Annotated in this window: 33 protein-coding genes; 1 reads left to right on the plus strand and 32 read right to left on the minus strand. The window is 42.8% G+C overall.

The features are described from left to right. Window positions 1-24 precede the first annotated feature (24 nt). Window positions 25-891, minus strand: a complete 867-nt coding sequence (fba, locus tag KGF34_RS07105) for a class II fructose-1,6-bisphosphate aldolase (RefSeq protein ID WP_022235575.1) — start codon at window positions 889-891, stop codon at window positions 25-27. Between the two features lie 336 nt (window positions 892-1,227). On the opposite strand from fba, the gene KGF34_RS07110 reads away from it, so the two are divergent. Next, complete coding sequence (locus KGF34_RS07110) at window positions 1,228-3,051, plus strand: trypsin-like peptidase domain-containing protein (RefSeq protein WP_252558570.1); 1,824 nt, start codon at window positions 1,228-1,230, stop codon at window positions 3,049-3,051. Window positions 3,052-3,591: 540 nt separating this feature from the next. Here the strand turns inward: KGF34_RS07110 and KGF34_RS11760 are convergent. From KGF34_RS11760 to rplD, 31 genes are all read right to left on the minus strand, one after another. Next, window positions 3,592-3,714 (minus strand): hypothetical protein, encoded by a 123-nt coding sequence (locus KGF34_RS11760; protein WP_271229675.1) that lies wholly within the window; start codon window positions 3,712-3,714, stop codon window positions 3,592-3,594. Between the two features lie 194 nt (window positions 3,715-3,908). Further along, window positions 3,909-4,250 carry a 50S ribosomal protein L17 gene (gene rplQ, locus KGF34_RS07115; RefSeq protein WP_178586622.1) on the minus strand — a complete coding sequence of 114 codons (342 nt, stop codon included), beginning with the start codon at window positions 4,248-4,250 and terminating at the stop codon, window positions 3,909-3,911. Between the two features lie 36 nt (window positions 4,251-4,286). Continuing rightward, window positions 4,287-5,240: a DNA-directed RNA polymerase subunit alpha gene (locus KGF34_RS07120; RefSeq protein WP_022234127.1), complete on the minus strand. Its 954-nt coding sequence runs from the start codon at window positions 5,238-5,240 to the stop codon at window positions 4,287-4,289. 75 nt (window positions 5,241-5,315) lie between these two features. Next, a complete protein-coding gene (gene rpsD, locus KGF34_RS07125; protein ID WP_022234126.1) occupies window positions 5,316-5,912 on the minus strand; it encodes a 30S ribosomal protein S4 in 597 nt (198 codons plus the stop codon). Between the two features lie 32 nt (window positions 5,913-5,944). Beyond that, on the minus strand, window positions 5,945-6,346 hold the full coding sequence (rpsK, locus tag KGF34_RS07130) for a 30S ribosomal protein S11 (RefSeq protein WP_022234125.1): 402 nt from the start codon (window positions 6,344-6,346) through the stop codon (window positions 5,945-5,947). Window positions 6,347-6,361: 15 nt separating this feature from the next. After that, window positions 6,362-6,730 carry a 30S ribosomal protein S13 gene (rpsM, locus tag KGF34_RS07135; RefSeq protein WP_022234124.1) on the minus strand — a complete coding sequence of 123 codons (369 nt, stop codon included), beginning with the start codon at window positions 6,728-6,730 and terminating at the stop codon, window positions 6,362-6,364. A gap of 68 nt (window positions 6,731-6,798) precedes the next feature. After that, window positions 6,799-6,912 (minus strand): 50S ribosomal protein L36, encoded by a 114-nt coding sequence (gene rpmJ, locus KGF34_RS07140; RefSeq protein WP_015523208.1) that lies wholly within the window; start codon window positions 6,910-6,912, stop codon window positions 6,799-6,801. A 40-nt stretch (window positions 6,913-6,952) separates the two neighbouring features. Then, window positions 6,953-7,171 (minus strand): translation initiation factor IF-1, encoded by a 219-nt coding sequence (infA, locus tag KGF34_RS07145; protein WP_022234123.1) that lies wholly within the window; start codon window positions 7,169-7,171, stop codon window positions 6,953-6,955. A gap of 14 nt (window positions 7,172-7,185) precedes the next feature. Beyond that, on the minus strand, window positions 7,186-7,425 hold the full coding sequence (locus tag KGF34_RS07150) for a KOW domain-containing RNA-binding protein (RefSeq protein WP_022234122.1): 240 nt from the start codon (window positions 7,423-7,425) through the stop codon (window positions 7,186-7,188). Window positions 7,426-7,434: 9 nt separating this feature from the next. Beyond that, window positions 7,435-8,187: a type I methionyl aminopeptidase gene (map, locus tag KGF34_RS07155; protein WP_022234121.1), complete on the minus strand. Its 753-nt coding sequence runs from the start codon at window positions 8,185-8,187 to the stop codon at window positions 7,435-7,437. A 2-nt stretch (window positions 8,188-8,189) separates the two neighbouring features. Further along, window positions 8,190-8,822, minus strand: coding sequence for an adenylate kinase (locus KGF34_RS07160; protein WP_117705185.1), 633 nt, complete (start codon window positions 8,820-8,822; stop codon window positions 8,190-8,192). Window positions 8,823-8,858: 36 nt separating this feature from the next. Then, window positions 8,859-10,163 carry a preprotein translocase subunit SecY gene (gene secY, locus KGF34_RS07165; RefSeq protein WP_022234119.1) on the minus strand — a complete coding sequence of 435 codons (1,305 nt, stop codon included), beginning with the start codon at window positions 10,161-10,163 and terminating at the stop codon, window positions 8,859-8,861. After that, window positions 10,164-10,607 carry a 50S ribosomal protein L15 gene (gene rplO / locus KGF34_RS07170; protein ID WP_252558571.1) on the minus strand — a complete coding sequence of 148 codons (444 nt, stop codon included), beginning with the start codon at window positions 10,605-10,607 and terminating at the stop codon, window positions 10,164-10,166. A gap of 18 nt (window positions 10,608-10,625) precedes the next feature. Then, entirely contained in the window at window positions 10,626-10,796 is a 171-nt protein-coding gene (rpmD, locus tag KGF34_RS07175; protein ID WP_022234117.1) for a 50S ribosomal protein L30, read from the minus strand. Between the two features lie 17 nt (window positions 10,797-10,813). Then, the gene (rpsE, locus tag KGF34_RS07180; protein WP_022234116.1) at window positions 10,814-11,311 is read right to left on the minus strand and encodes a 30S ribosomal protein S5; all 498 of its coding nucleotides are present in this window, start codon (window positions 11,309-11,311) and stop codon (window positions 10,814-10,816) included. Window positions 11,312-11,328: 17 nt separating this feature from the next. After that, a complete protein-coding gene (gene rplR, locus KGF34_RS07185; RefSeq protein WP_022234115.1) occupies window positions 11,329-11,688 on the minus strand; it encodes a 50S ribosomal protein L18 in 360 nt (119 codons plus the stop codon). 17 nt (window positions 11,689-11,705) lie between these two features. Continuing rightward, window positions 11,706-12,248, minus strand: coding sequence for a 50S ribosomal protein L6 (gene rplF, locus KGF34_RS07190; RefSeq protein WP_022234114.1), 543 nt, complete (start codon window positions 12,246-12,248; stop codon window positions 11,706-11,708). 13 nt (window positions 12,249-12,261) lie between these two features. Then, entirely contained in the window at window positions 12,262-12,660 is a 399-nt protein-coding gene (gene rpsH / locus KGF34_RS07195) for a 30S ribosomal protein S8 (protein ID WP_022234113.1), read from the minus strand. A 21-nt stretch (window positions 12,661-12,681) separates the two neighbouring features. After that, the gene (locus KGF34_RS07200; protein WP_022234112.1) at window positions 12,682-12,867 is read right to left on the minus strand and encodes a type Z 30S ribosomal protein S14; all 186 of its coding nucleotides are present in this window, start codon (window positions 12,865-12,867) and stop codon (window positions 12,682-12,684) included. A 12-nt stretch (window positions 12,868-12,879) separates the two neighbouring features. Next, window positions 12,880-13,419: a 50S ribosomal protein L5 gene (rplE, locus tag KGF34_RS07205; RefSeq protein ID WP_022234111.1), complete on the minus strand. Its 540-nt coding sequence runs from the start codon at window positions 13,417-13,419 to the stop codon at window positions 12,880-12,882. Between the two features lie 14 nt (window positions 13,420-13,433). Further along, window positions 13,434-13,751 (minus strand): 50S ribosomal protein L24, encoded by a 318-nt coding sequence (gene rplX / locus KGF34_RS07210; RefSeq protein WP_022234110.1) that lies wholly within the window; start codon window positions 13,749-13,751, stop codon window positions 13,434-13,436. Between the two features lie 16 nt (window positions 13,752-13,767). Beyond that, window positions 13,768-14,136 (minus strand): 50S ribosomal protein L14, encoded by a 369-nt coding sequence (rplN, locus tag KGF34_RS07215; protein WP_022234109.1) that lies wholly within the window; start codon window positions 14,134-14,136, stop codon window positions 13,768-13,770. 32 nt (window positions 14,137-14,168) lie between these two features. Continuing rightward, the gene (gene rpsQ / locus KGF34_RS07220; RefSeq protein ID WP_022234108.1) at window positions 14,169-14,426 is read right to left on the minus strand and encodes a 30S ribosomal protein S17; all 258 of its coding nucleotides are present in this window, start codon (window positions 14,424-14,426) and stop codon (window positions 14,169-14,171) included. A 17-nt stretch (window positions 14,427-14,443) separates the two neighbouring features. Beyond that, window positions 14,444-14,647 (minus strand): 50S ribosomal protein L29, encoded by a 204-nt coding sequence (rpmC, locus tag KGF34_RS07225; RefSeq protein WP_022234107.1) that lies wholly within the window; start codon window positions 14,645-14,647, stop codon window positions 14,444-14,446. Further along, window positions 14,647-15,066 carry a 50S ribosomal protein L16 gene (gene rplP, locus KGF34_RS07230; RefSeq protein ID WP_015523195.1) on the minus strand — a complete coding sequence of 140 codons (420 nt, stop codon included), beginning with the start codon at window positions 15,064-15,066 and terminating at the stop codon, window positions 14,647-14,649. Before rplP ends, rpmC begins: the two co-directional genes overlap by 1 nt. Beyond that, window positions 15,066-15,737: a 30S ribosomal protein S3 gene (rpsC, locus tag KGF34_RS07235; RefSeq protein ID WP_022234106.1), complete on the minus strand. Its 672-nt coding sequence runs from the start codon at window positions 15,735-15,737 to the stop codon at window positions 15,066-15,068. The genes rplP and rpsC overlap by 1 nt, the downstream gene beginning before the upstream one ends. A 14-nt stretch (window positions 15,738-15,751) precedes the next feature. Then, on the minus strand, window positions 15,752-16,090 hold the full coding sequence (rplV, locus tag KGF34_RS07240) for a 50S ribosomal protein L22 (protein WP_022234105.1): 339 nt from the start codon (window positions 16,088-16,090) through the stop codon (window positions 15,752-15,754). 20 nt (window positions 16,091-16,110) lie between these two features. Continuing rightward, complete coding sequence (rpsS, locus tag KGF34_RS07245; RefSeq protein ID WP_022234104.1) at window positions 16,111-16,383, minus strand: 30S ribosomal protein S19; 273 nt, start codon at window positions 16,381-16,383, stop codon at window positions 16,111-16,113. Window positions 16,384-16,405: 22 nt separating this feature from the next. Further along, a complete protein-coding gene (gene rplB, locus KGF34_RS07250; RefSeq protein WP_022234103.1) occupies window positions 16,406-17,239 on the minus strand; it encodes a 50S ribosomal protein L2 in 834 nt (277 codons plus the stop codon). 78 nt (window positions 17,240-17,317) lie between these two features. Beyond that, complete coding sequence (rplW, locus tag KGF34_RS07255) at window positions 17,318-17,611, minus strand: 50S ribosomal protein L23 (protein ID WP_252558572.1); 294 nt, start codon at window positions 17,609-17,611, stop codon at window positions 17,318-17,320. Continuing rightward, a complete protein-coding gene (gene rplD / locus KGF34_RS07260; protein ID WP_022234101.1) occupies window positions 17,608-18,231 on the minus strand; it encodes a 50S ribosomal protein L4 in 624 nt (207 codons plus the stop codon). The genes rplW and rplD overlap by 4 nt, the downstream gene beginning before the upstream one ends. Window positions 18,232-18,235: the final 4 nt, after the last annotated feature.

Here is an 18,235-nt window from a genome sequence, read left to right on the forward strand (position 1 = left end):
TTGTGAAAATATTAAGCTATACGATTAAGCCTTACCAACTGAACCGAAGAGTTCCATTTTCTCTTTAACAGTAGCCTTGATAGCCTCTGCACCCGGAGCAAGGAGCTTTCTTGGGTCAAAGCCCTTACCCTCTAAGTCCTTACCTGCCTCAACATACTTTCTTGTAGCATCGGCAAATGCAAGCTGGCACTCTGTATTTACATTGATCTTTGAAACACCGAGTGAAATAGCCTTCTTGATCATATCAGCAGGGATGCCTGTACCGCCGTGGAGAACGAGTGGCATATCGCCTGTAAGCTGCTGAATCGCATCAAGAGTTTCAAAGCTAAGGCCCTTCCAGTTTGCAGGATACTTACCGTGAATGTTACCGATACCTGCAGCGAGCATTGTTACGCCGAGGTCAGCAACCATTTTACATTCCTTAGGATCTGCGCACTCGCCCATACCGATAACGCCGTCTTCCTCACCTCCGATTGAACCAACTTCAGCCTCAAGTGAAAGACCGAGAATGTTACAAGCAGCTACGAGTTCCTTAGTCTTAGCAATGTTCTCTTCGATTGGGTAGTGAGAACCGTCAAACATAATTGAGCTGAAACCTGCCTTAATGCAAGCCTTAGCGCCTTCGTATGAACCGTGATCAAGGTGGAGAGCAACCGGAACAGTAATGTTAAGCTCTTCGAGCATACCGTTTACCATACCAACGACTGTCTTGTAACCGCACATATATTTACCTGCGCCCTCAGATACACCGAGAATTACAGGTGAGTTAAGCTCCTGAGCAGTTAAAAGAATTGACTTTGTCCACTCAAGGTTATTGATGTTGAACTGACCAACTGCATAGTGGCCTGCTTTTGCTTTTGTAAGCATTTCTTTAGCGTTTACTAATGGCATATTAATCTTCCTTTGTAGTAAATTTTCGGAACAAAAAATATAGTCGCTCCGAGTTACTTTTATTATACAATAAATCATTTCAAATATAAAGTCTTTTGCAAAAGTTTTTTGGTTTTTTGAAGAAATTACAGGAAAAATCTTGTAAAATCACCTAATTTTCAATATATACTCACATAAGCGTGATATAATTTTGTTGCTTTTAAAACAATAAAGATATATAATACTTATGAAAGCTATAAATTAGTAATTCATAATTAAAAAGTTTGCAACATATAAGTTTGACTTAATTATTTTATACAAGTACGAATTATGCATTACTAATAAGGAGATATTTTTATGGATAATAATTTCAATTCTAATAATCAGTTTGAACCTGAAAAGCCTTTTACCGAAAAACCGACCGAGCCGCAGACTGCGCCTGTTTTTGAAACCGAAAATTCAGAAAACAACGCAGAAACGACTAACGAACAATCGGTAACACCGCAGTATCGAAATTTTGAGCCTGAAAAACCGTTTGAAAATGGATTTTCTCAACCTCAGCAACCGCAAAATGACTTTGCTCCTCAAACACCGAATTTTGAACAGCCGCAGCAAAACGGATATTATCAAAACAACGGCTGCAACGGACAATACAACCCAAACTTTAATCAGCAGTATAATCCGAATCCGCAATATCAACAGCCGTTTAATCCGCAACCGCCTCAATATCAGCCGTACGGCAATCCGCAGGCTGGCGGCAGACCTGTGTATCAGCCTCAGTATGGACAATACGCTAATACACAGCAGCAATATTCTCAACCGTACGCACCTCAGTATCAACAATATCAACCGCAGTACGGACAGCAGAATTATCAACAGCCAAACTTTAATCAGCAGCCATACGGACAGCCTTATGTACCGCAGCAAAAGCCGCCTGTTGATTATTCAAATACATACGCACAACCGCCAATGCCGAATATGCCACGCAAAAAGATGACACCCGGCATAATTGTAATAATAGTTGTGCTGTCATTGCTTTGTGTAGGCAGTATCTGCGGAATGATTGCCTATGTTGCGTCAAATTCAAACGACAACAAAAATAATACAAATAACAGCTATACATTTACATTACCGAGTGACAGTCCGTACTTTAACAATGATAGTTCAAGCACTCAAGAGCATAATGAATCCGATTACAGCAACAAGACAAATTCTTCTTATGATGGAATTGACTTAAAAGCTAAACCGAGCGATGCCAAAGATTCCAAATACAACACCGAATATGCAAGCAACGAAGTAACAGATTCTATTGTCGGCGTTCTTTGCTATTCAGACGAAATCACAGATGATTCACAGTGCACTTCGCAGGGCAGCGGAATTATAATTACATCAGACGGTTATGTGATTACAAATGCTCATGTAGTCGGCAACAGCAAAACTCTCTACCTTATACAGGTCGTTACTTCCGACGGCAAGCAGTACAAAGCAGGTGTTGTTGGTTACGATACACGCACAGACCTTGCTCTTTTGAAAATGGACGATGCAAGCGGACTTAAGGTCGCAAACTTCGGTAACTCCAAAGATGTTTCACTTGGTGAAAGTGTAATAGCTATAGGTAATCCCGGCGGAGTTAAGTATAACAACTCAATCACTCAGGGTATTGTATCTGCAGTTGACAGACAGAGCAGTATTACGACAAATGTAAAATTCATTCAGACAGATGCAGCCATTAACCCCGGCAATTCCGGCGGCGCTCTTGTAAATATGTACGGTCAGGTAATCGGAGTTTCATCCGCAAAAATCGCCGCTACAGATTATGAGGGTATGGGCTTTGCAATTCCTTCTGCCACAGTAAAAGATGTTATTGATGACATTATGAAATACGGCTATGTGCAGGGCAGAGTAAAAATTGGCGTTACAGGTGAAAATGTACAGAGCAGTGGAAACACGCCTGCGGGCATTGCGATTTACAGCATTGACGAGGACGGTCCTTGCGCAAACACAGACCTTAAAGAAAACGATATTATCACAGGTGCCGACGGTAAAAAGGTAAGCAACTTCGCCGAGTTTTATGATATACTCGAAAGCCATAAAGCAGGCGATACAATTGAGCTTGAATATTACCGCAGCTCAAACGGCAGTACAGATAAAGTTACCATAACTTTGCAGGAAAGCAAGTAATAAAATTATATAATCATAATGACCGCTGTCCGATAATGACAGCGGTCGTTTTTTAAATTATATAACAAGTGGCTTTTCTTGTTGCTGTCGCATTTAAAGGGTAACACCGTTGTGTTTAGGCTGCCAAACAGCTTGCCGTTTGGCTATCGTTAGATTGTGTAAACGCAAAGTATTTGTGGGCTTTACCCACACCAACAACCGTTGAAAAGGTTGACTAAACTTTTATAATTAATTGGCAAAGCAATGGTTAAACCGTAATTTACCAAACCTTTAATAAAAATGGTTCTTTATCAAAAGTTGGGGTAAATTGTGGTTTAGCGGAGTGTCGGTTGGGCATTGAAATTTAGCTAACGCTAAATTATCCTCCTAAAAGCAAAAAAGTTTACTCAATTTTTTCAAAAATTGCGGGTTTGGGCAGCGCCCATAAAATCTTTCGGTATAACAATTTATCAGGCGCAAACAGCCACGCTGTTTGCGTGTTAAGACTTAGTTTGTTAAAACAGGCGACAGCCATTATAAACAGAAACGCTAAAAACATAGTCAACGCATTGCGTTGACTATGAAAAATGAAGTGTATTTTCTTTTGTTGCTCTCGCAAAGGCTTTCGCCTGTTTGGCTATCGTTAGATTGTGTAAACGCAAAGTATTTGTAGGCTTTGCCCACACCCACGACCTTTGAAAAGGTCGACCAAACTTTTATAATTGCCTTGTGAAGTATTCCGCTAAACCATAATTTATTATTGTTACCCCAACATTTAGAACAAAACCATAAAAATCTAAGCATAACATTAAAGCAAACGCAAAAACGCTCTCAACCGAAGTTGAGAGCGTATATCAGCAAATATTATTACCGAAAAATCAGATTAACTCGATAACAGCCATCTCTGCACCGTCACCACGACGAGGACCGATCTTTGTTACTCTTGTATAACCGCCGTTTCTGTCAGCATACTTTGGAGCGATTTCAGTAAAGAGCTTTACTGTAACCTCTTCCTTAGTAACAAAACCTAAAACGAGTCTTCTGTTGTGAAGGTTATCTTCTTTTGCTGTAGTAATCATCTTCTCTGCCATAGCCTGAACTTCCTTGGCACGAGTAAGAGTTGTTTCGATTTTGCCGTTTTCGAGAAGGAATGTAACCATTGCACGGAGCATAGCTGTTCTCTGAGCAGTTGTTCTTCCTAATTTTCTTGTACCTGGCATTGTGTTCACTCCTTTACCGTTGGGTTTTTAAAGTGTTTATTCGTCTTCCTTCTGAAGACTAAATCCGAGAGAATTGAGTTTCTGGATTACTTCCTCGAGAGATTTTCTGCCGAGGTTTCTTACCTTCATCATATCCTCTTCTGACTTGTTGATCAAATCTTCTACCGTATTAATACCGGCACGCTTTAAGCAGTTGAAAGAACGAACTGACAAATCGAGATCCTCAATTGTCATTTCAAGGATTTTCTCCTTGCCCTTATCGTCTTTTTCAACCATAACCTCTGCGCTTGAAGCCTTATCCGAAAGGTTTACAAAGAGGTTTAAGTGCTCGGTAAGCACCTTAGCTGCAAGTGAAACAGCCTCCTGTGCATTGATAACACCGTTTGTCCAAACATCAAGTGTGAGTTTGTCATAGTCAGTAATCTGACCTACACGAGTGTTGTCAACTGTGTAATTTACCTTTAATACGGGAGTATAAATAGAATCAATAGGTAAAACGCCAATAACATTATTGCCGCTAATAAGCTTGTTGCGTTCAGCAGGGATGTATCCTCTGCCCTTGTCAATGGTGATTTCCATATTGAGCTTTGCATCCTCACCGAGAGTTGCAATGTGCTGCTCAGGATTGAGAATCTCAACCTCGCTGTCACATTTAATATCTCCGGCAGTTACTACGCAAGGACCCTGTGCTGAGATTTCAACAACCTTTGGGCTTGTTTCGTAAAGCTTTGCAACAACGCTTTTCATATTAAGAACAATTTCCGTAACGTCTTCCTTTACGCCGGGAATAGTTGAAAATTCGTGAAGAACTCCGTCAATCTTGATAGATGTAACGGCACAGCCTTCAAGAGAAGAAAGCAAAACTCTGCGCAGGCTGTTGCCCAATGTGTTGCCAAAGCCACGCTCGAGCGGTTCAACAACAAATCTGCCGTGCTTTCCATCCTCGGTTAATTCCTCGGTTTCAATTCTTGGCTTTTCAATTTCGATCATTCGCGAATCCTCCTAAACATTATGCGGCTGCATAACGCAGCCAATGCGTGTGTAACCTGCCTGTGAAAAAAGGGATTACTTGGAGTACAACTCAACAATAAGGTGAGGAGCTACTTCGTAGTCAATGTCCTCAAGACTTGGCAAAGCAACAACCTTTGCTGTGTATTCATCCTTATTTACCTCGAGCCACTTTGGTGAGAGTCTGCCGCTTGTCTTGTCAAGAATTTCTTTAAACTTAACGCTGTTCTTGCTCTTGTCTCTGATTGTGATAACATCGCCAACCTTAACTCTGTAAGATGGGATATCAACTCTCTGACCATTTACGAGGAAATGACCGTGAGTAACAACCTGTCTTGCATCTCTTCTTGTCTGAGCCATACCCATTCTGAAGATGATGTTGTCAAGTCTTGTTTCAAGACAAACGATGAGGTTAGTACCTGCCTGACCTTCCATTTTTGTAGCAATTTCATAGTAGTGATAGAACTGCTTCTCAAGAACGCCGTAGATAAACTTTAACTTCTGCTTCTCTTTAAGCTGTAAGCCGTATTCTGAAACCTTCCTTCTACCATTTGCATTTGGCTTTCTGAAAGATTCCTTGTTTATGCCTACAACAGTAGGGCTAATGCCCAGGTATCTGCATCTTTTTAAGATAGGATCTCTGTTTACTGCCATTTTATTTTCACTCCAATAGAATATTTTAAATACTATACACGTCTTCTCTTAGGAGGACGGCATCCGTTGTGAGGAATTGGAGTTACATCCTTAATCATAGTAACCTCAAGACCTGCTGACTGTAAAGCTCTGATTGCAGCTTCACGGCCCTGTCCCGGACCTTTAACATATACTTCAACGGACTTCATACCGTGTTCCATTGCAGCCTTTGCAGCTGTCTCTGCTGCTGACTGTGCGGCAAACGGAGTTGACTTCTTTGAGCCTCTGAAGCCGAGTTCGCCGGCACTTGCCCAAGATACAGCGTTGCCCTGTGTATCGGAAATAGTAACGATTGTGTTATTAAAAGTTGACTGAATATGTGCTGCGCCTTTTTCAATATTTTTGCGTTCACGGCGACGGCGAATAACTTTCTTACCACCCTTTGGTGCTGCCATAATCCATTGCCCTCCTTACTTCTTCTTGTTAGCCATGGTTTTGCGTGGGCCCTTACGGGTACGAGCGTTAGTCTTAGAACGCTGACCTCTTACCGGAAGACCTTTTCTGTGACGAACGCCACGGTAACAACCAATATCAATAAGTCTTTTTATATCATAAGCTATGTCACGGCGAAGGTCACCTTCAACACGACAATGATGCTCAATATATTCTCTGAGCTTTGATACATCCTCTTCTGTTAAATCTCTAACACGAGTGTCAGGATTTACACCTGTTGCAGCAATAATGTCGCCTGCAGTTTTACGGCCGATACCGTAGATATAAGTTAAACCGATTTCAACTCTTTTATCTCTTGGTAAGTCAACACCTGCTATACGAGCCATTCAGTTGCACCTCCATCAAAAATCAATAAATTAAATTAGTAGTCTGTGTTTTAATGTTTTTAAGGTAATTAACCCTGACGCTGTTTGTGCTTAGGGTTTTCGCAAATAACTAAAATCTTACCTTTTCTTTTGATTACTTTGCACTTATCGCACATTTTCTTTACTGAAGGTCTGACTTTCATTAGTTAATCATTCCTTTCTAAAAAGTCGTATTGCCCCGGCTTATTTAGAACGCCAGGTAATTCTTCCTCTTGTCAGGTCATACGGTGACATTTCCACCGTTACCTTGTCGCCCGGCAAAATGCGGATAAAATTCATACGCAATTTGCCTGAAATAACAGCTAAGATCACGTGACCGTTAGGCAGCTCAACCTTAAACTGTGCGTTAGGGAGAGCCTCCCTTACAATACCCTCGATTTCAATTACATCCTGTTTGGACATATCATAAACCTCCGTTAGTCGTTTTTTAAATCACTTAAAATTCGTTTTATCTGCGGATTGGTTTCTGCTGAACCTGTATAAACTACAGTTGTAGCCGCAAGATGAAGTAAATTTTTCTTCTTCGGTTTTTCAAGCTTACGGGTTTTACCGTCTGCTATAAACGCAAAATGACCCTCAACCGAGAGTACAAGGAAAAATTTACCTTTGTCACGCCCTGACTTTGCTCTGACTATGCTACCCTTTTGAATGTTCATAAATCACCTTTAATCACAAAGAGTCATAATCTTAGGACCGTCAGGAGTAATTGCTACTGTATGTTCAAAATGTGCGGCAAGCTTACCGTCAACCGTAACGGTAGTCCACTCATCATCAAGAACACGCACCTCATAGGAGCCCTGAGTTACCATAGGTTCAATAGCGATTGTCATACCCGGCAACAGTCTTACGCCTCTGCCCGGTGTGCCGTAATTGGGGATACTTGGGTCTTCGTGTAATTTCGCACCTACGCCGTGGCCGACAAAATCTCGTACCACCGAGTAACTGCGAGCTTCGACATACTTCTGAACAGCGCTGCCTATATCGCCTACACGATTTCCGGCAACAGCCATTTTAATTCCCTCAAAAAGGCCTTCTTTAGTTGCGTCAAGCAAACGCTGAGCTTCGTCACTGATTTTACCGCAGGCAAACGTATAGGCATTATCGCCGTGAAAGCCTTCGTAAAATGCGCCGACATCAACGCTTACAATGTCGCCCTCTTTAAGAATCTGTTTTTTACTCGGTATGCCATGGATAACCACATTATTTACGGAAATGCAAGCACTTGCAGGAAAACCGCCATAACCGAGAAACGAGGGTGTAGCACCCTGTTTCTCGATATATTTGCGAACTATAGTATCAATTTCGTAAGTGGTGATACCCGGCTTTACAGCCTCACCTGCAACACGGAGTGCCTCCGCTGATATTCTGCATGCATCTTTCATTTTAGAAATTTCCCGTGCTGTTTTTACAATAACCATACTTAAGCCTCGATTGCTTCTAAGATAAGCTTTGTAGTAGAAACTACATCGTCTTTACCCTCTACATTAATGAGCTTGCCCTGCTTCTCGTAATAAGCTGCGAGAGGCTCAGTCTCTTTGTGATATACAGCAAGGCGAGCAAGTACAGTATCTGGGTGGTCGTCCTTGCGCTGAACAAGGGTGCCGTTACAATCATCGCAAACGCCCTCAACCTTTGGTGGAAGGTTAGTGAGGTGATAAGGCTTGCCACAATTTTCGCAAACACGGCGTCCGGACATACGCTTGATAATTCTTTCGTCGGCAACATCAATGTTGATAACATACTGAATTTCAACGCCCATTTTATCCAGAGCCTCAGCCTGAGGAATGGTTCTTGGGAAACCGTCAAGGATAAAACCCTTAGAGCAGTCATCCTGTGAAAGTCTTTCCTTTACGATGCCGATAACAACCTCGTCGGGAACGAGTTTGCCTTCGTCCATAAAAGACTTAGCTTTCAAACCCATCTCAGTGCCGTTTTTCAGCGCTTCACGGATCATATTTCCGGTTGAAATAGTGGGAATTCCAAAATGCTCACAAAGTACAGCTGCTTGAGTACCTTTACCTGCACCCGGAGCACCTAACATAATAATGTTCATTTTATTATACTCCTTTTATCTCAATAAGTCAAGAAATTAGTCAAGAAAACCTTTATAATGTCTCATCATCATCTGTGACTCAAGCTGTTTTACTGTTTCAAGTGCAACACCAACGAGAATGATGATTGAAGTACCGCCGATAGCCATACGACCCATGCCTGTAGCAGAACCGTAAATACTTGGAACAAGTGCGATTACTGCGAGGAAGAGAGCGCCGATAAGAGTAATTCTTGAAAGAATATTTCTTATGTAGTCAGCTGTCGGTGCGCCCGGACGAATACCCGGAATTGTACCGTTGTTTGACTTAAGGTTGTTTGCCATTTCAATCGGATTGTATTGAATAGTAGTATAGAAATATGCGAACATTATAATTAAGATAAAGTACAATACATTATAAAGCCAACCGCTTGTATCAAATGCATTGAAGAAAGCACCCCAGAAACCGTCTTTAACCTTTGCGAAAAGATTAATAGTACCCGGGATAGAAAGAATTGAGCTTGCAAAGATGATTGGAAGTACGCCGCCGAGTGCAACCTTGATTGGAAGGTGACTTGACTGACCGCCATACATCTTTCTGCCAACAACTCTCTTTGCATACTGGATCGGAATTCTTCTTTCGCTGTCCTGCATAAATGTGATAACCCATACAATGGCAACAAAAATAACAATCCAAAGCGGAACGAGGAAATAGAACTGAGTTGAACCCTCGCCTGCAAGTTTCCAGAACTGACCGAGCATACTTAATGTGTAAGGAAGCTGAGCAACGATACCTGCGAAAAGGAGAATTGAAATACCGTTTCCGATACCGTTTGTGTTAATCTGCTCGCCAAGCCACATCATAAGTGCTGTGCCGGCTGTGAAAACAAGAATAATTACAATAGCAGAGAACCAGAGTGAGAAACCCTCTGTGTAAACTGTAACACCGGATCTGTGGAGATAGAACCAATAAGCAAAGCCCTGAACAAGACCAAGACCAACTGTTACATAACGGGTAATAGTACCGATTTTTCTTCTGCCTGCCTCTCCCTCTTTTGCCATTCTCTCAAGAGGAGGAATTGCAACAGTGAGGAGCTGCATAATAATTGAGCTGTTGATGTAAGGTGTAACGCCCATTGCAAAAAGTGTTGCATTTGCAAAAGCGCCGCCTGACAATGTGTTAAGATATGCAAGCATAGTATTGCCCTCGTTCATACCGTTCATGGCGGTAGCGAGTGCACTCATATCCAGAAACGGAACAGGAATAACTGAACCGATTCTGAATACGATGATAATCATAAGTGTAAATAAAAGTTTCTTACGAAGGTCAGGTATTGACCAGGCATTTCTAATTGTTTTTAACAATTATACCACCTCTGTCTTTCCGCCTGCCGCCTCAATGGCTGCTTTAGCAGATTCGGAGAAAGCAGATACCTTTACTGTAAGTTTTTTGTCGATTTTACCGTTGCCGAGAACCTTTACTGTGTCAAAACCGTTCTTAATAACGCCGGCATTTACTAAAGCTTCTACGTCAACTGTAGCACCGTTTTCAAACTTTCTGTTTAAAGTACTGAGGTTAATTGCAACAACATTCTTAGCGAAAATGTTATTGAAGCCTCTCTTTGGAACTCTACGCTGAAGTGGCATCTGACCGCCTTCAAAACCCGGACGAATACTGCCGCCTGAACGAGCCTTCTGGCCCTTGTGTCCCTTGCCTGCAGTCTTACCCCAGCCTGAGCCGTGACCTCTGCCAATTCTCTTTGAGTCCTTCTTTGAGCCCTCAACCGGTGAAAGTTCATGTAACTTCATAAGTACGCACCTCCTTGCTTATGCTTCGATAACCTCTACGAGGTGAGAAATTTTTGCTACCTTGCCTTTTGTCTGAGCGTTATCAGGCTGAGTTGTTACATCGCCGATTTTCTTCAGACCTAAAGCCTGGGCGGTTGCGATCTGTGGTTTTGTACAGCCGATGAGGCTCTTTACTAACTTAATTGTCATAGTTTACAACCTCCCTGTTATACGATTTCCTTAACGGATTTACCACGTACAGCGGCAACTTCTTCAGCAGTTCTGAGAGCTGCAAGACCTGCAAGTGTTGCTCTTACAACATTGCAAGGATTGTTTGAACGAAGAGCCTTTGTTCTGATATCCTTAATACCTACTGCCTCTATAACGGCACGAACCGGACCACCTGCGATAACACCGGTACCGGGAGCTGCAGGCTTCATAAGAACTCTGCCTGCACCAAATTCACCAACGATTTCATGAGGGATTGTTGTACCTCTAAGTGAAACCTTCATAAGGTTTTTCTTTGCATCCTCAATGCCCTTACGGATAGCATCAGGAACCTCACCAGCCTTGCCGATACCAAAGCCTACTACGCCGTTGCCGTCGCCTACAACTACGAGAGCTGCAAACTTAAAAATACGACCGCCTTTAACCGTTTTTGATACACGGTTGATAGTAACTACTCTTTCTTTTAATTCGCCTGTTACTTCTACTGTTTTAGCCAAAGTTATTCCTCCTATCCTTAGAAATTGAGTCCGCCCTCACGAGCGCCTTCGGCCAATTCCTTAACACGGCCGTGATAAATGTTACCGCCTCTGTCAAATACAACATCAACGATATTCTTTTCAGCTGCACGCTGTGCAATAAGCTTGCCTACTGCCTTAGCTGCTTCTTTGTTTCCGCCATTGCCTTCAATGCTCTTGTCAAGGCTTGAAGCCTGAGCAAGAGTAACACCAGCTACGTCATCAATAAGCTGAGCATAGATGTTGTTTGTGGAGCGGAATACGCATAAACGTGGACACTGAGCAGTACCGCTGATCTTGCTGCGGATTCTCTTATGACGCTTAATGCGTGCTTTTTTTGTTTCAGGTCTGCTTACCATAGTCATTCACTCCTTAATTATTTACCCTTACCTGCTTTACCTTCCTTGCGGCGGATAACTTCATAATCGTACTTAATACCCTTGCCCTTATATGGCTCCGGTGGACGCTTTTCTCTAACCTCGGCAGCAAACTGACCAACCTTTTGCTTGTCAATGCCTGTGATTATGATTTTGTTTGGATCAGGAACTTCAATCTTGATGTCGTCTGTATCCTCAACGATAACCTGGTGTGAATAACCAAGGTTCATAACGCACTTGTTACCCTGCTTCTGAACACGGTAACCAACGCCGTTTACCTCAAGAGTCTTCTTGTAGCCCTCTGTAACACCGATAACCATATTGTGGATAAGTGTTCTTGTAAGGCCGTGAAGTGAGCGGTTTTCTTTTGTGTCGTCAGGGCGGGTAACTTCGATTACATCGCCCTTAACTTCTACTGTCATAGCCGGGTTGTACTTGAAATCAAGTGAGCCCTTCGGTCCCTTAACAGTGATAACGCCGTCAGCAATTGAAGCTGTAACTCCGGCGGGAATATTTATAGGTTTTCTTCCAATTCGAGACATTTATCGTACCTCCTTACCAAATGTAAGCAAGAACTTCGCCGCCAATATGTTCAGCACGAGCCTGACGATCTGTCATTACGCCCTTTGATGTTGAAATAATGGCAATACCGAGGCCCTTCATAACCTTTGGCATATCTTCTACATTGCTGTAAATACGTAAACCGGGCTTAGATACACGGCGAAGACCTGTAATAACAGGAGTCTTGCCGTCAACGTACTTAAGAGTAACCTTAATAACGCCCTGCTTACCATCTTCTATAACTGTGAAATTCTTGATATAACCCTCGTCAAGAAGAATCTGACAGATTGACTTCTTAAGGTTTGAAGAAGGAATTTCTACAGTATCGTGCTTAGCTGAGTTAGCATTACGGATTCTTGTAAGTAAATCAGCAATTGTATCTGTAATCTGCATTAGATGTTACCTCCCTTGTCCTTACCAGCTTGCTTTCTTTACGCCCGGAATTTCGCCCTTGTAAGCGAGCTCACGGAAGCAAATACGGCAAATACCAAACTTACGGAGGTAGGCGTGTGGTCTACCACAGATGTTACATCTTGTGTACTCTCTTGTTGAGAACTTCTGCTCTCTCTGCTGCTTAACTTTCATTGAAGTCTTAGCCACAACAATCCCTCCTTACTTTGAAAACGGTGCGCCCATAAGTGTTAAAAGCTCACGAGCCTCTTCGTCTGTAGTTGCAGTGGTAACGAAACAAATGTCCATACCACGAACCTTGTCAACCTTGTCATACTCAATTTCAGGGAAAATGAGCTGTTCTTTAAGACCCATATTGTAGTTGCCTCTGCCGTCAAAAGAGTTAGGGTTAATACCTCTGAAGTCTCTTACTCTCGGAAGTGCTACATTAAAGAATCTGTCGAGGAACTCATACATTCTCTCGCCTCTAAGTGTTACCTTACAGCCGATCGGCATACCCTCTCTGAGCTTAAAGTTAGCAACTGACTTTCTTGCACGGCAAACAAGTGCCTTCTGACCTGTGATAATACCAAGGTCCTTAGAAATAGCGTCGATAACCTTTGAATTTTCTCTTGCTTCGCCTGCACCAACATTGATAACAATCTTGTCAAGCTTTGGAATCTGCATTGTGCTCTTATAGGAGAACTTGTTCATAAGAGCAGGTGCAACTTCTTTTGAATAATATTCTTTAAGTCTTGCCATATCTTATATCCTCCTTAAAGTGCTTCGCCACATTTAGCGCAAACACGGCCCTTAGAACCGTCTTCGTAAATCTTGTGAGCAACTCTTGTCTGCTTCTTGCAACGAGGGCAAACGATCTGAACCTTAGATGCATACATAGCGCCTTCAGCCTTAACGATGCCACCCTGCTCGCCCATTTTTCTTGGCTTAACATGCTTAGAAACCATGTTTACCTTCTCAACAATAACTTTGCCTTCTTTTGGGCTGACAGCAAGAACCTGACCCTGCTTGCCCTTATCCTTACCGCTGATAACGATAACGGTGTCGCCTGTTTTTACATGAACTTTACTCATATTGTGACACCTCCAATTAAAGTACTTCAGGAGCAAGTGATAAGATCTTCATATAATCCTTATCACGGAGCTCTCTTGCTACTGGTCCGAAGATACGAGTACCCTTAGGGTTCTTATCTTCCTTAATAATAACAGCTGCATTCTCGTCAAAACGGATATAAGTACCGTCCTCACGTCTTACGCCCTTTGCAGAACGAACTACCACAGCCTTAACAACGTCGCCTTTTTTAACAACACCGCCGGGTGCTGCTTTTTTAACTGAAGCAACGATTACATCGCCAATGTTGGCATATCTTCTTCTGGTACCGCCGAGTACACGAATGCACATAAGTTCTTTTGCACCTGTATTATCGGCAACCTTGAGAAGTGTCTGCTGTTGAATCACAGTGTATTCCTCCTTTTCTCAAAAGCCGCAACTTATTTTGCTTTCTCAATAATCTCGACGAGTCTCCATCTTTTATCCTTAGAAAGAGGACGGGTCTCCATAATCTTTACACGGTCGCCAATGCCACACTCGTTATTCTCGTCATGTGCCTTAAAACGAACTGTACGCTTAACAATTTTGTTATAAAGCTTATGCTTTACGCTGTCCTCGACTGCTACAACAATAGTCTTGTCCATCTTGTTGCTTACAACCTTACCGACAACAACTTTTCTCATATTTCTCTCACTCACTGTTAAGTCCTCCTCTCTTAAGCCTCAGCGCCATTGAGTTCACGCATACGAAGAATTGTAGAAACTCTTGCGATGTCTTTCTTTACGGCGCCAATTCTGGATGAGTTTTCAAGCTGATTAACAGCAAGCTGGAAACGAAGGTTAAATAACTCTTCCTTGAGGTCTGCGAGCTTTAACTCGAGCTCTTCTACAGACATTTCTCTAATTTCTGATGCTTTCATTACTGCTCACCCTCCTCTTTCTTTACAAACTTGCACTTAATTGGAAGCTTATTTGCAGCAAGGCGAAGAGCCTCTCTTGCAGTAGCTTCATCTACACCGCCAAGCTCAAACATAACTCTGCCCGGCTTAACAACGGCTACCCAATACTCAGGTGAACCTTTACCTGAACCCATTCGAGTTTCTGCAGGCTTTGCAGTAACAGGCTTGTCAGGGAAAATTTTGATCCATACTTTACCGAATCTTTTGCAGTAACGAGTCATAGCAACACGGGCAGCTTCGATCTGGTTTGAAGTAATCCATGCAGGCTCTGTAGCCTGAAGACCGAAATCACCGTAAGTAACCTTGTTACCACGAAGAGCCTTACCTGTCATACGACCTCTGTGTACTCTTCTGTACTTAACTCTCTTTGGTAATAACATTACTTTCTGCCTCCTTCTCTGCGTGGCTTTCTTGACTTAACTTCGTTTAAAACCTCGCCCTTGTAAAGCCATACCTTAACGCCAATCTTACCGTAAGTAGTGTTAGCCTCGGCAAAGCCGTAGTCGATGTCGGCACGAAGTGTCTGAAGCGGAATAGTACCCTCGTGGTACTGCTCTGAACGAGCGATTTCAGCGCCGCCAAGACGACCTGAACACATAATTTTAATACCCTTAGCGCCACGACGCATTGCGTTACCGATTGACTGCTTCATAGCACGACGGAATGAAATTCTCTTTTCGAGCTGCTGAGCAACATTTTCAGCAACAAGCTGAGCGTCAAGCTCAGGAGCTTTAACTTCTACTATATTGATAGCAACAGGCTTCTTAAGCATAGCTTCGCACTGAGCCTTGAGCTTCTCAATCTCTGCGCCGCCCTTACCGATAACAAGGCCCGGCTTAGCACAGTGAATGCTAATCTTAACCTTTTTGCCGTCACGCTCAATTTCAATTTTTGCGATACCGAAGTTGTAGAGCTGAGCCTTGAGTGTTTTACGGAGGTTATAGTCCTCAACGAGTGTTGCACCAAAGTTCTTCTTGTCTGCAAACCAACGGGAATCCCAATCTTTAATTACACCGACACGCAAACCGTGCGGATTAACTTTCTGACCCATATTTAAACCTCCCCTTAGTCTTCTTTTTCCTTGAGGACAAGGCTGATGTGAGATGTTCTCTTGTTAATTCTGAACGCTCTGCCCTGTGCTCTCGGACGAATTCTTTTAAGGATGGGGCCTGCTGTTGCGTTGCATTCAGCAACATACAGTCTTGATACATCCATATCATGATTATTCTCAGCGTTAGCCATAGCTGAATTGAGCAACTTTAAAAGTGGCTCGCTAGCGGCCTTAGGAGTGTGCTTGAGAACAGCTTCCGCATATTTAGCGTCTTTACCTCTGATAAGGTCAAGAACAACGCCTACCTTGCGGGGTGAGATACGAACAAATTTTGCAATTGCTTTAGCTTCCATCTGCAATACTCTCCTTCCGCTTACTTAGATGTCTTAGATCCTGCGTGTCCCTTAAATGTTCTGGTAGGAGCAAACTCACCGAGCTTGTGACCAACCATATCTTCTGTAACATATACAGGAACATGCTTACGACCGTCGTGAACTGCGAATGTGTGACCAACGAATTCAGGGAAAATTGTTGAGCTTCTTGACCAAGTCTTAAGAATTCTCTTTTCACCCTTTTCGTTCATCTCCTGAACCCTTTTGAGCAATACAGGCTGTACAAAAGGGCCTTTTTTAGTACTTCTACTCATAATTTAAGCTCCTTTCTCTGCCTTACTTACCGTTTCTTCTGCGAACGATAAGCTTGTCGCTGCTCTTGTTGTTCTTACGAGTCTTGTAACCGAGTGCAGGCTTACCCCAAGGAGTAACAGGTCCCGGACGACCAACAGGAGATTTACCTTCACCACCGCCGTGCGGGTGATCGTTAGGGTTCATTACAGAACCACGAACTGTAGGTCTCCAACCCATATTTCTCTTACGACCGGCTTTACCGATCTTTACATTCTCGTGATCAACGTTACCTACCTGGCCGATTGTAGCCATGCAGCTTTCAGGAACATTTCTGAGCTCGCCTGAAGGAAGTCTTAAAAGTGCAAGACCGTTTTCCTTAGCCATGAGCTGTGCCATATTACCTGCTGAACGAGCAAGCTGAGCACCTCTGCCTGGATAAAGCTCAACATTATGAATGAATGTACCTACAGGAATAGCAGTAAGAGGTAATGCATTACCCGGCTTAATATCTGCGTTCTCACCTGCTGTAACTTTGTCGCCTACCTTAAGTCCTTCCGGAGCAATAATGTAAGCTTTATCGCCGTCAGTGTACTCAATAAGAGCGATGAATGCTGAACGGTTTGGATCGTACTCAAGTGTCTTAACTGTGCCTTCTACATCAAATTTCTGACGCTTGAAATCAATGATACGATATTTTCTACGGTTACCGCCGCCTCTGTGACGAACAGTAATTCTGCCGTAGCTGTTACGACCTGACTTTTTGTTTAAAGGAGCGAGTAAGCTCTTTTCAGGTGCAACCTTTGAAAGAACAGAAAAATCTGTTACCGACATATTTCTTCTGGAGTTAATGGTCGGCTTAAATACTTTAATTGCCATTTGGTTTCACTCTCCTCATGATGGCTTTGCGGGAAAATGGCTCTTTCCCATACATTCTGCCTGAATAATTTTTCAGGCTTACATCATGCCTTCAAAAAATTCGATAGGCTTGCTGTTTTCTTTAAGTGTTACGATTGCTTTCTTCCAGCTCTTTGAGTAACCGCCGTTGTTTCTGCCCTGACGGCGGAACTTACCACGAACACTTACTGTATTAACCTTAGCAACCTCAACCTTGAAAAGCTCTTCGCAAGCTTTTGCGATTTCAATTTTATTAGCCGATTTAGCAACTTCAAAGGTATATACCTTGTTTAAAACACCTGACATACTCTTCTCTGTAATAATCGGACGAATTACGATATCCTGAGCAATCATGCATATACCTCCTCAATCTTGCTTACAGCATCCTTTGCGATTACGAGTGTGCCTGCATTAAGAATATCGTAAACATTAAGTGTGTTTACCTGTGCAGTCTTAACACCCGGAATGTTAGATGCTGACTTAACGATCATGCTGTTATTCTCAGGAAGAACGATGAGAGCTTTCTTCTCTGCACCGATAGCCTCGAGCATAGCAGCGATTTTCTTTGTTTTGTACTCTGTCATTGCGATTGAATCAACAATGATGATTCCCTTATCCACAGCCTTAGCTGAGAAAGCTGACTTCATAGCAAGTCTTCTTACTTTCTTGTTTACAGTAAATCTGTAGCTTCTTGGCTTTGGAGCAAATACAATACCACCGTGTGTCCACTGTGGTGAACGAGTTGAACCCTGTCTTGCACGGCCTGTACCCTTCTGTCTCCATGGCTTTCTGCCGCCACCTGAAACTTCAGCTCTTGTAAGAGCAGACTGTGTGCCGTGACGCTGGTTAGCAAGATAGTTTACAACCATCTGATGCATAACTGCTGTGTTTGGCTCAATACCGAATACGGACTCGCTAAGGTCGATAGAACCAACCTGCTTGCCTTCCATATCTACTACTGCAAAATTAGGCATTTAT

Origin of the sequence: Ruminococcus sp. FMBCY1 (assembly GCF_023921805.1) — a bacterium.
GTDB lineage: Bacteria > Bacillota > Clostridia > Oscillospirales > Acutalibacteraceae > Ruminococcoides > Ruminococcoides intestinale_A.

Bases quoted from the DNA above. Each gene is read 5' to 3' on its own strand.
- fba (WP_022235575.1), bottom strand. From the start codon at position 891: ATGCCATTAGTAAACGCTAAAGAAATGCTTACAAAAGCAAAAGCAGGC.
- KGF34_RS07110 (WP_252558570.1), top strand. From the start codon at position 1,228: ATGGATAATAATTTCAATTCTAATAATCAGTTTGAACCTGAAAAGCCT.
- rplQ (WP_178586622.1), bottom strand. From the start codon at position 4,250: ATGCCAGGTACAAGAAAATTAGGAAGAACAACTGCTCAGAGAACAGCT.
- KGF34_RS07120 (WP_022234127.1), bottom strand. From the start codon at position 5,240: ATGATCGAAATTGAAAAGCCAAGAATTGAAACCGAGGAATTAACCGAG.
- rpsD (WP_022234126.1), bottom strand. From the start codon at position 5,912: ATGGCAGTAAACAGAGATCCTATCTTAAAAAGATGCAGATACCTGGGC.
- rpsK (WP_022234125.1), bottom strand. From the start codon at position 6,346: ATGGCAGCACCAAAGGGTGGTAAGAAAGTTATTCGCCGTCGCCGTGAA.
- rpsM (WP_022234124.1), bottom strand. From the start codon at position 6,730: ATGGCTCGTATAGCAGGTGTTGACTTACCAAGAGATAAAAGAGTTGAA.
- rpmJ (WP_015523208.1), bottom strand. From the start codon at position 6,912: ATGAAAGTCAGACCTTCAGTAAAGAAAATGTGCGATAAGTGCAAAGTA.
- infA (WP_022234123.1), bottom strand. From the start codon at position 7,171: ATGTCCAAACAGGATGTAATTGAAATCGAGGGTATTGTAAGGGAGGCT.
- KGF34_RS07150 (WP_022234122.1), bottom strand. From the start codon at position 7,425: ATGAACATTCAAAAGGGTAGCATAGTCAGAGCAAAGTCAGGGCGTGAC.
- map (WP_022234121.1), bottom strand. From the start codon at position 8,187: ATGGTTATTGTAAAAACAGCACGGGAAATTTCTAAAATGAAAGATGCA.
- KGF34_RS07160 (WP_117705185.1), bottom strand. From the start codon at position 8,822: ATGAACATTATTATGTTAGGTGCTCCGGGTGCAGGTAAAGGTACTCAA.
- rplO (WP_252558571.1), bottom strand. From the start codon at position 10,607: ATGAAGTTACATGAACTTTCACCGGTTGAGGGCTCAAAGAAGGACTCA.
- rpmD (WP_022234117.1), bottom strand. From the start codon at position 10,796: ATGACAATTAAGTTAGTAAAGAGCCTCATCGGCTGTACAAAACCACAG.
- rplR (WP_022234115.1), bottom strand. From the start codon at position 11,688: ATGGTAAGCAGACCTGAAACAAAAAAAGCACGCATTAAGCGTCATAAG.
- rplF (WP_022234114.1), bottom strand. From the start codon at position 12,248: ATGTCTCGAATTGGAAGAAAACCTATAAATATTCCCGCCGGAGTTACA.
- rpsH (WP_022234113.1), bottom strand. From the start codon at position 12,660: ATGCAGATTACAGATACAATTGCTGATTTACTTACAAGAATCCGTAAT.
- rplE (WP_022234111.1), bottom strand. From the start codon at position 13,419: ATGGCAAGACTTAAAGAATATTATTCAAAAGAAGTTGCACCTGCTCTT.
- rplX (WP_022234110.1), bottom strand. From the start codon at position 13,751: ATGAGTAAAGTTCATGTAAAAACAGGCGACACCGTTATCGTTATCAGC.
- rpmC (WP_022234107.1), bottom strand. From the start codon at position 14,647: ATGAAAGCATCAGAAATTAGAGAAATGTCTGTAGAAGAGCTCGAGTTA.
- rplP (WP_015523195.1), bottom strand. From the start codon at position 15,066: ATGTTATTACCAAAGAGAGTTAAGTACAGAAGAGTACACAGAGGTCGT.
- rpsC (WP_022234106.1), bottom strand. From the start codon at position 15,737: ATGGGTCAGAAAGTTAATCCGCACGGTTTGCGTGTCGGTGTAATTAAA.
- rplV (WP_022234105.1), bottom strand. From the start codon at position 16,090: ATGGAAGCTAAAGCAATTGCAAAATTTGTTCGTATCTCACCCCGCAAG.
- rpsS (WP_022234104.1), bottom strand. From the start codon at position 16,383: ATGAGTAGAAGTACTAAAAAAGGCCCTTTTGTACAGCCTGTATTGCTC.
- rplB (WP_022234103.1), bottom strand. From the start codon at position 17,239: ATGGCAATTAAAGTATTTAAGCCGACCATTAACTCCAGAAGAAATATG.
- rplW (WP_252558572.1), bottom strand. From the start codon at position 17,611: ATGATTGCTCAGGATATCGTAATTCGTCCGATTATTACAGAGAAGAGT.
- rplD (WP_022234101.1), bottom strand. From the start codon at position 18,231: ATGCCTAATTTTGCAGTAGTAGATATGGAAGGCAAGCAGGTTGGTTCT.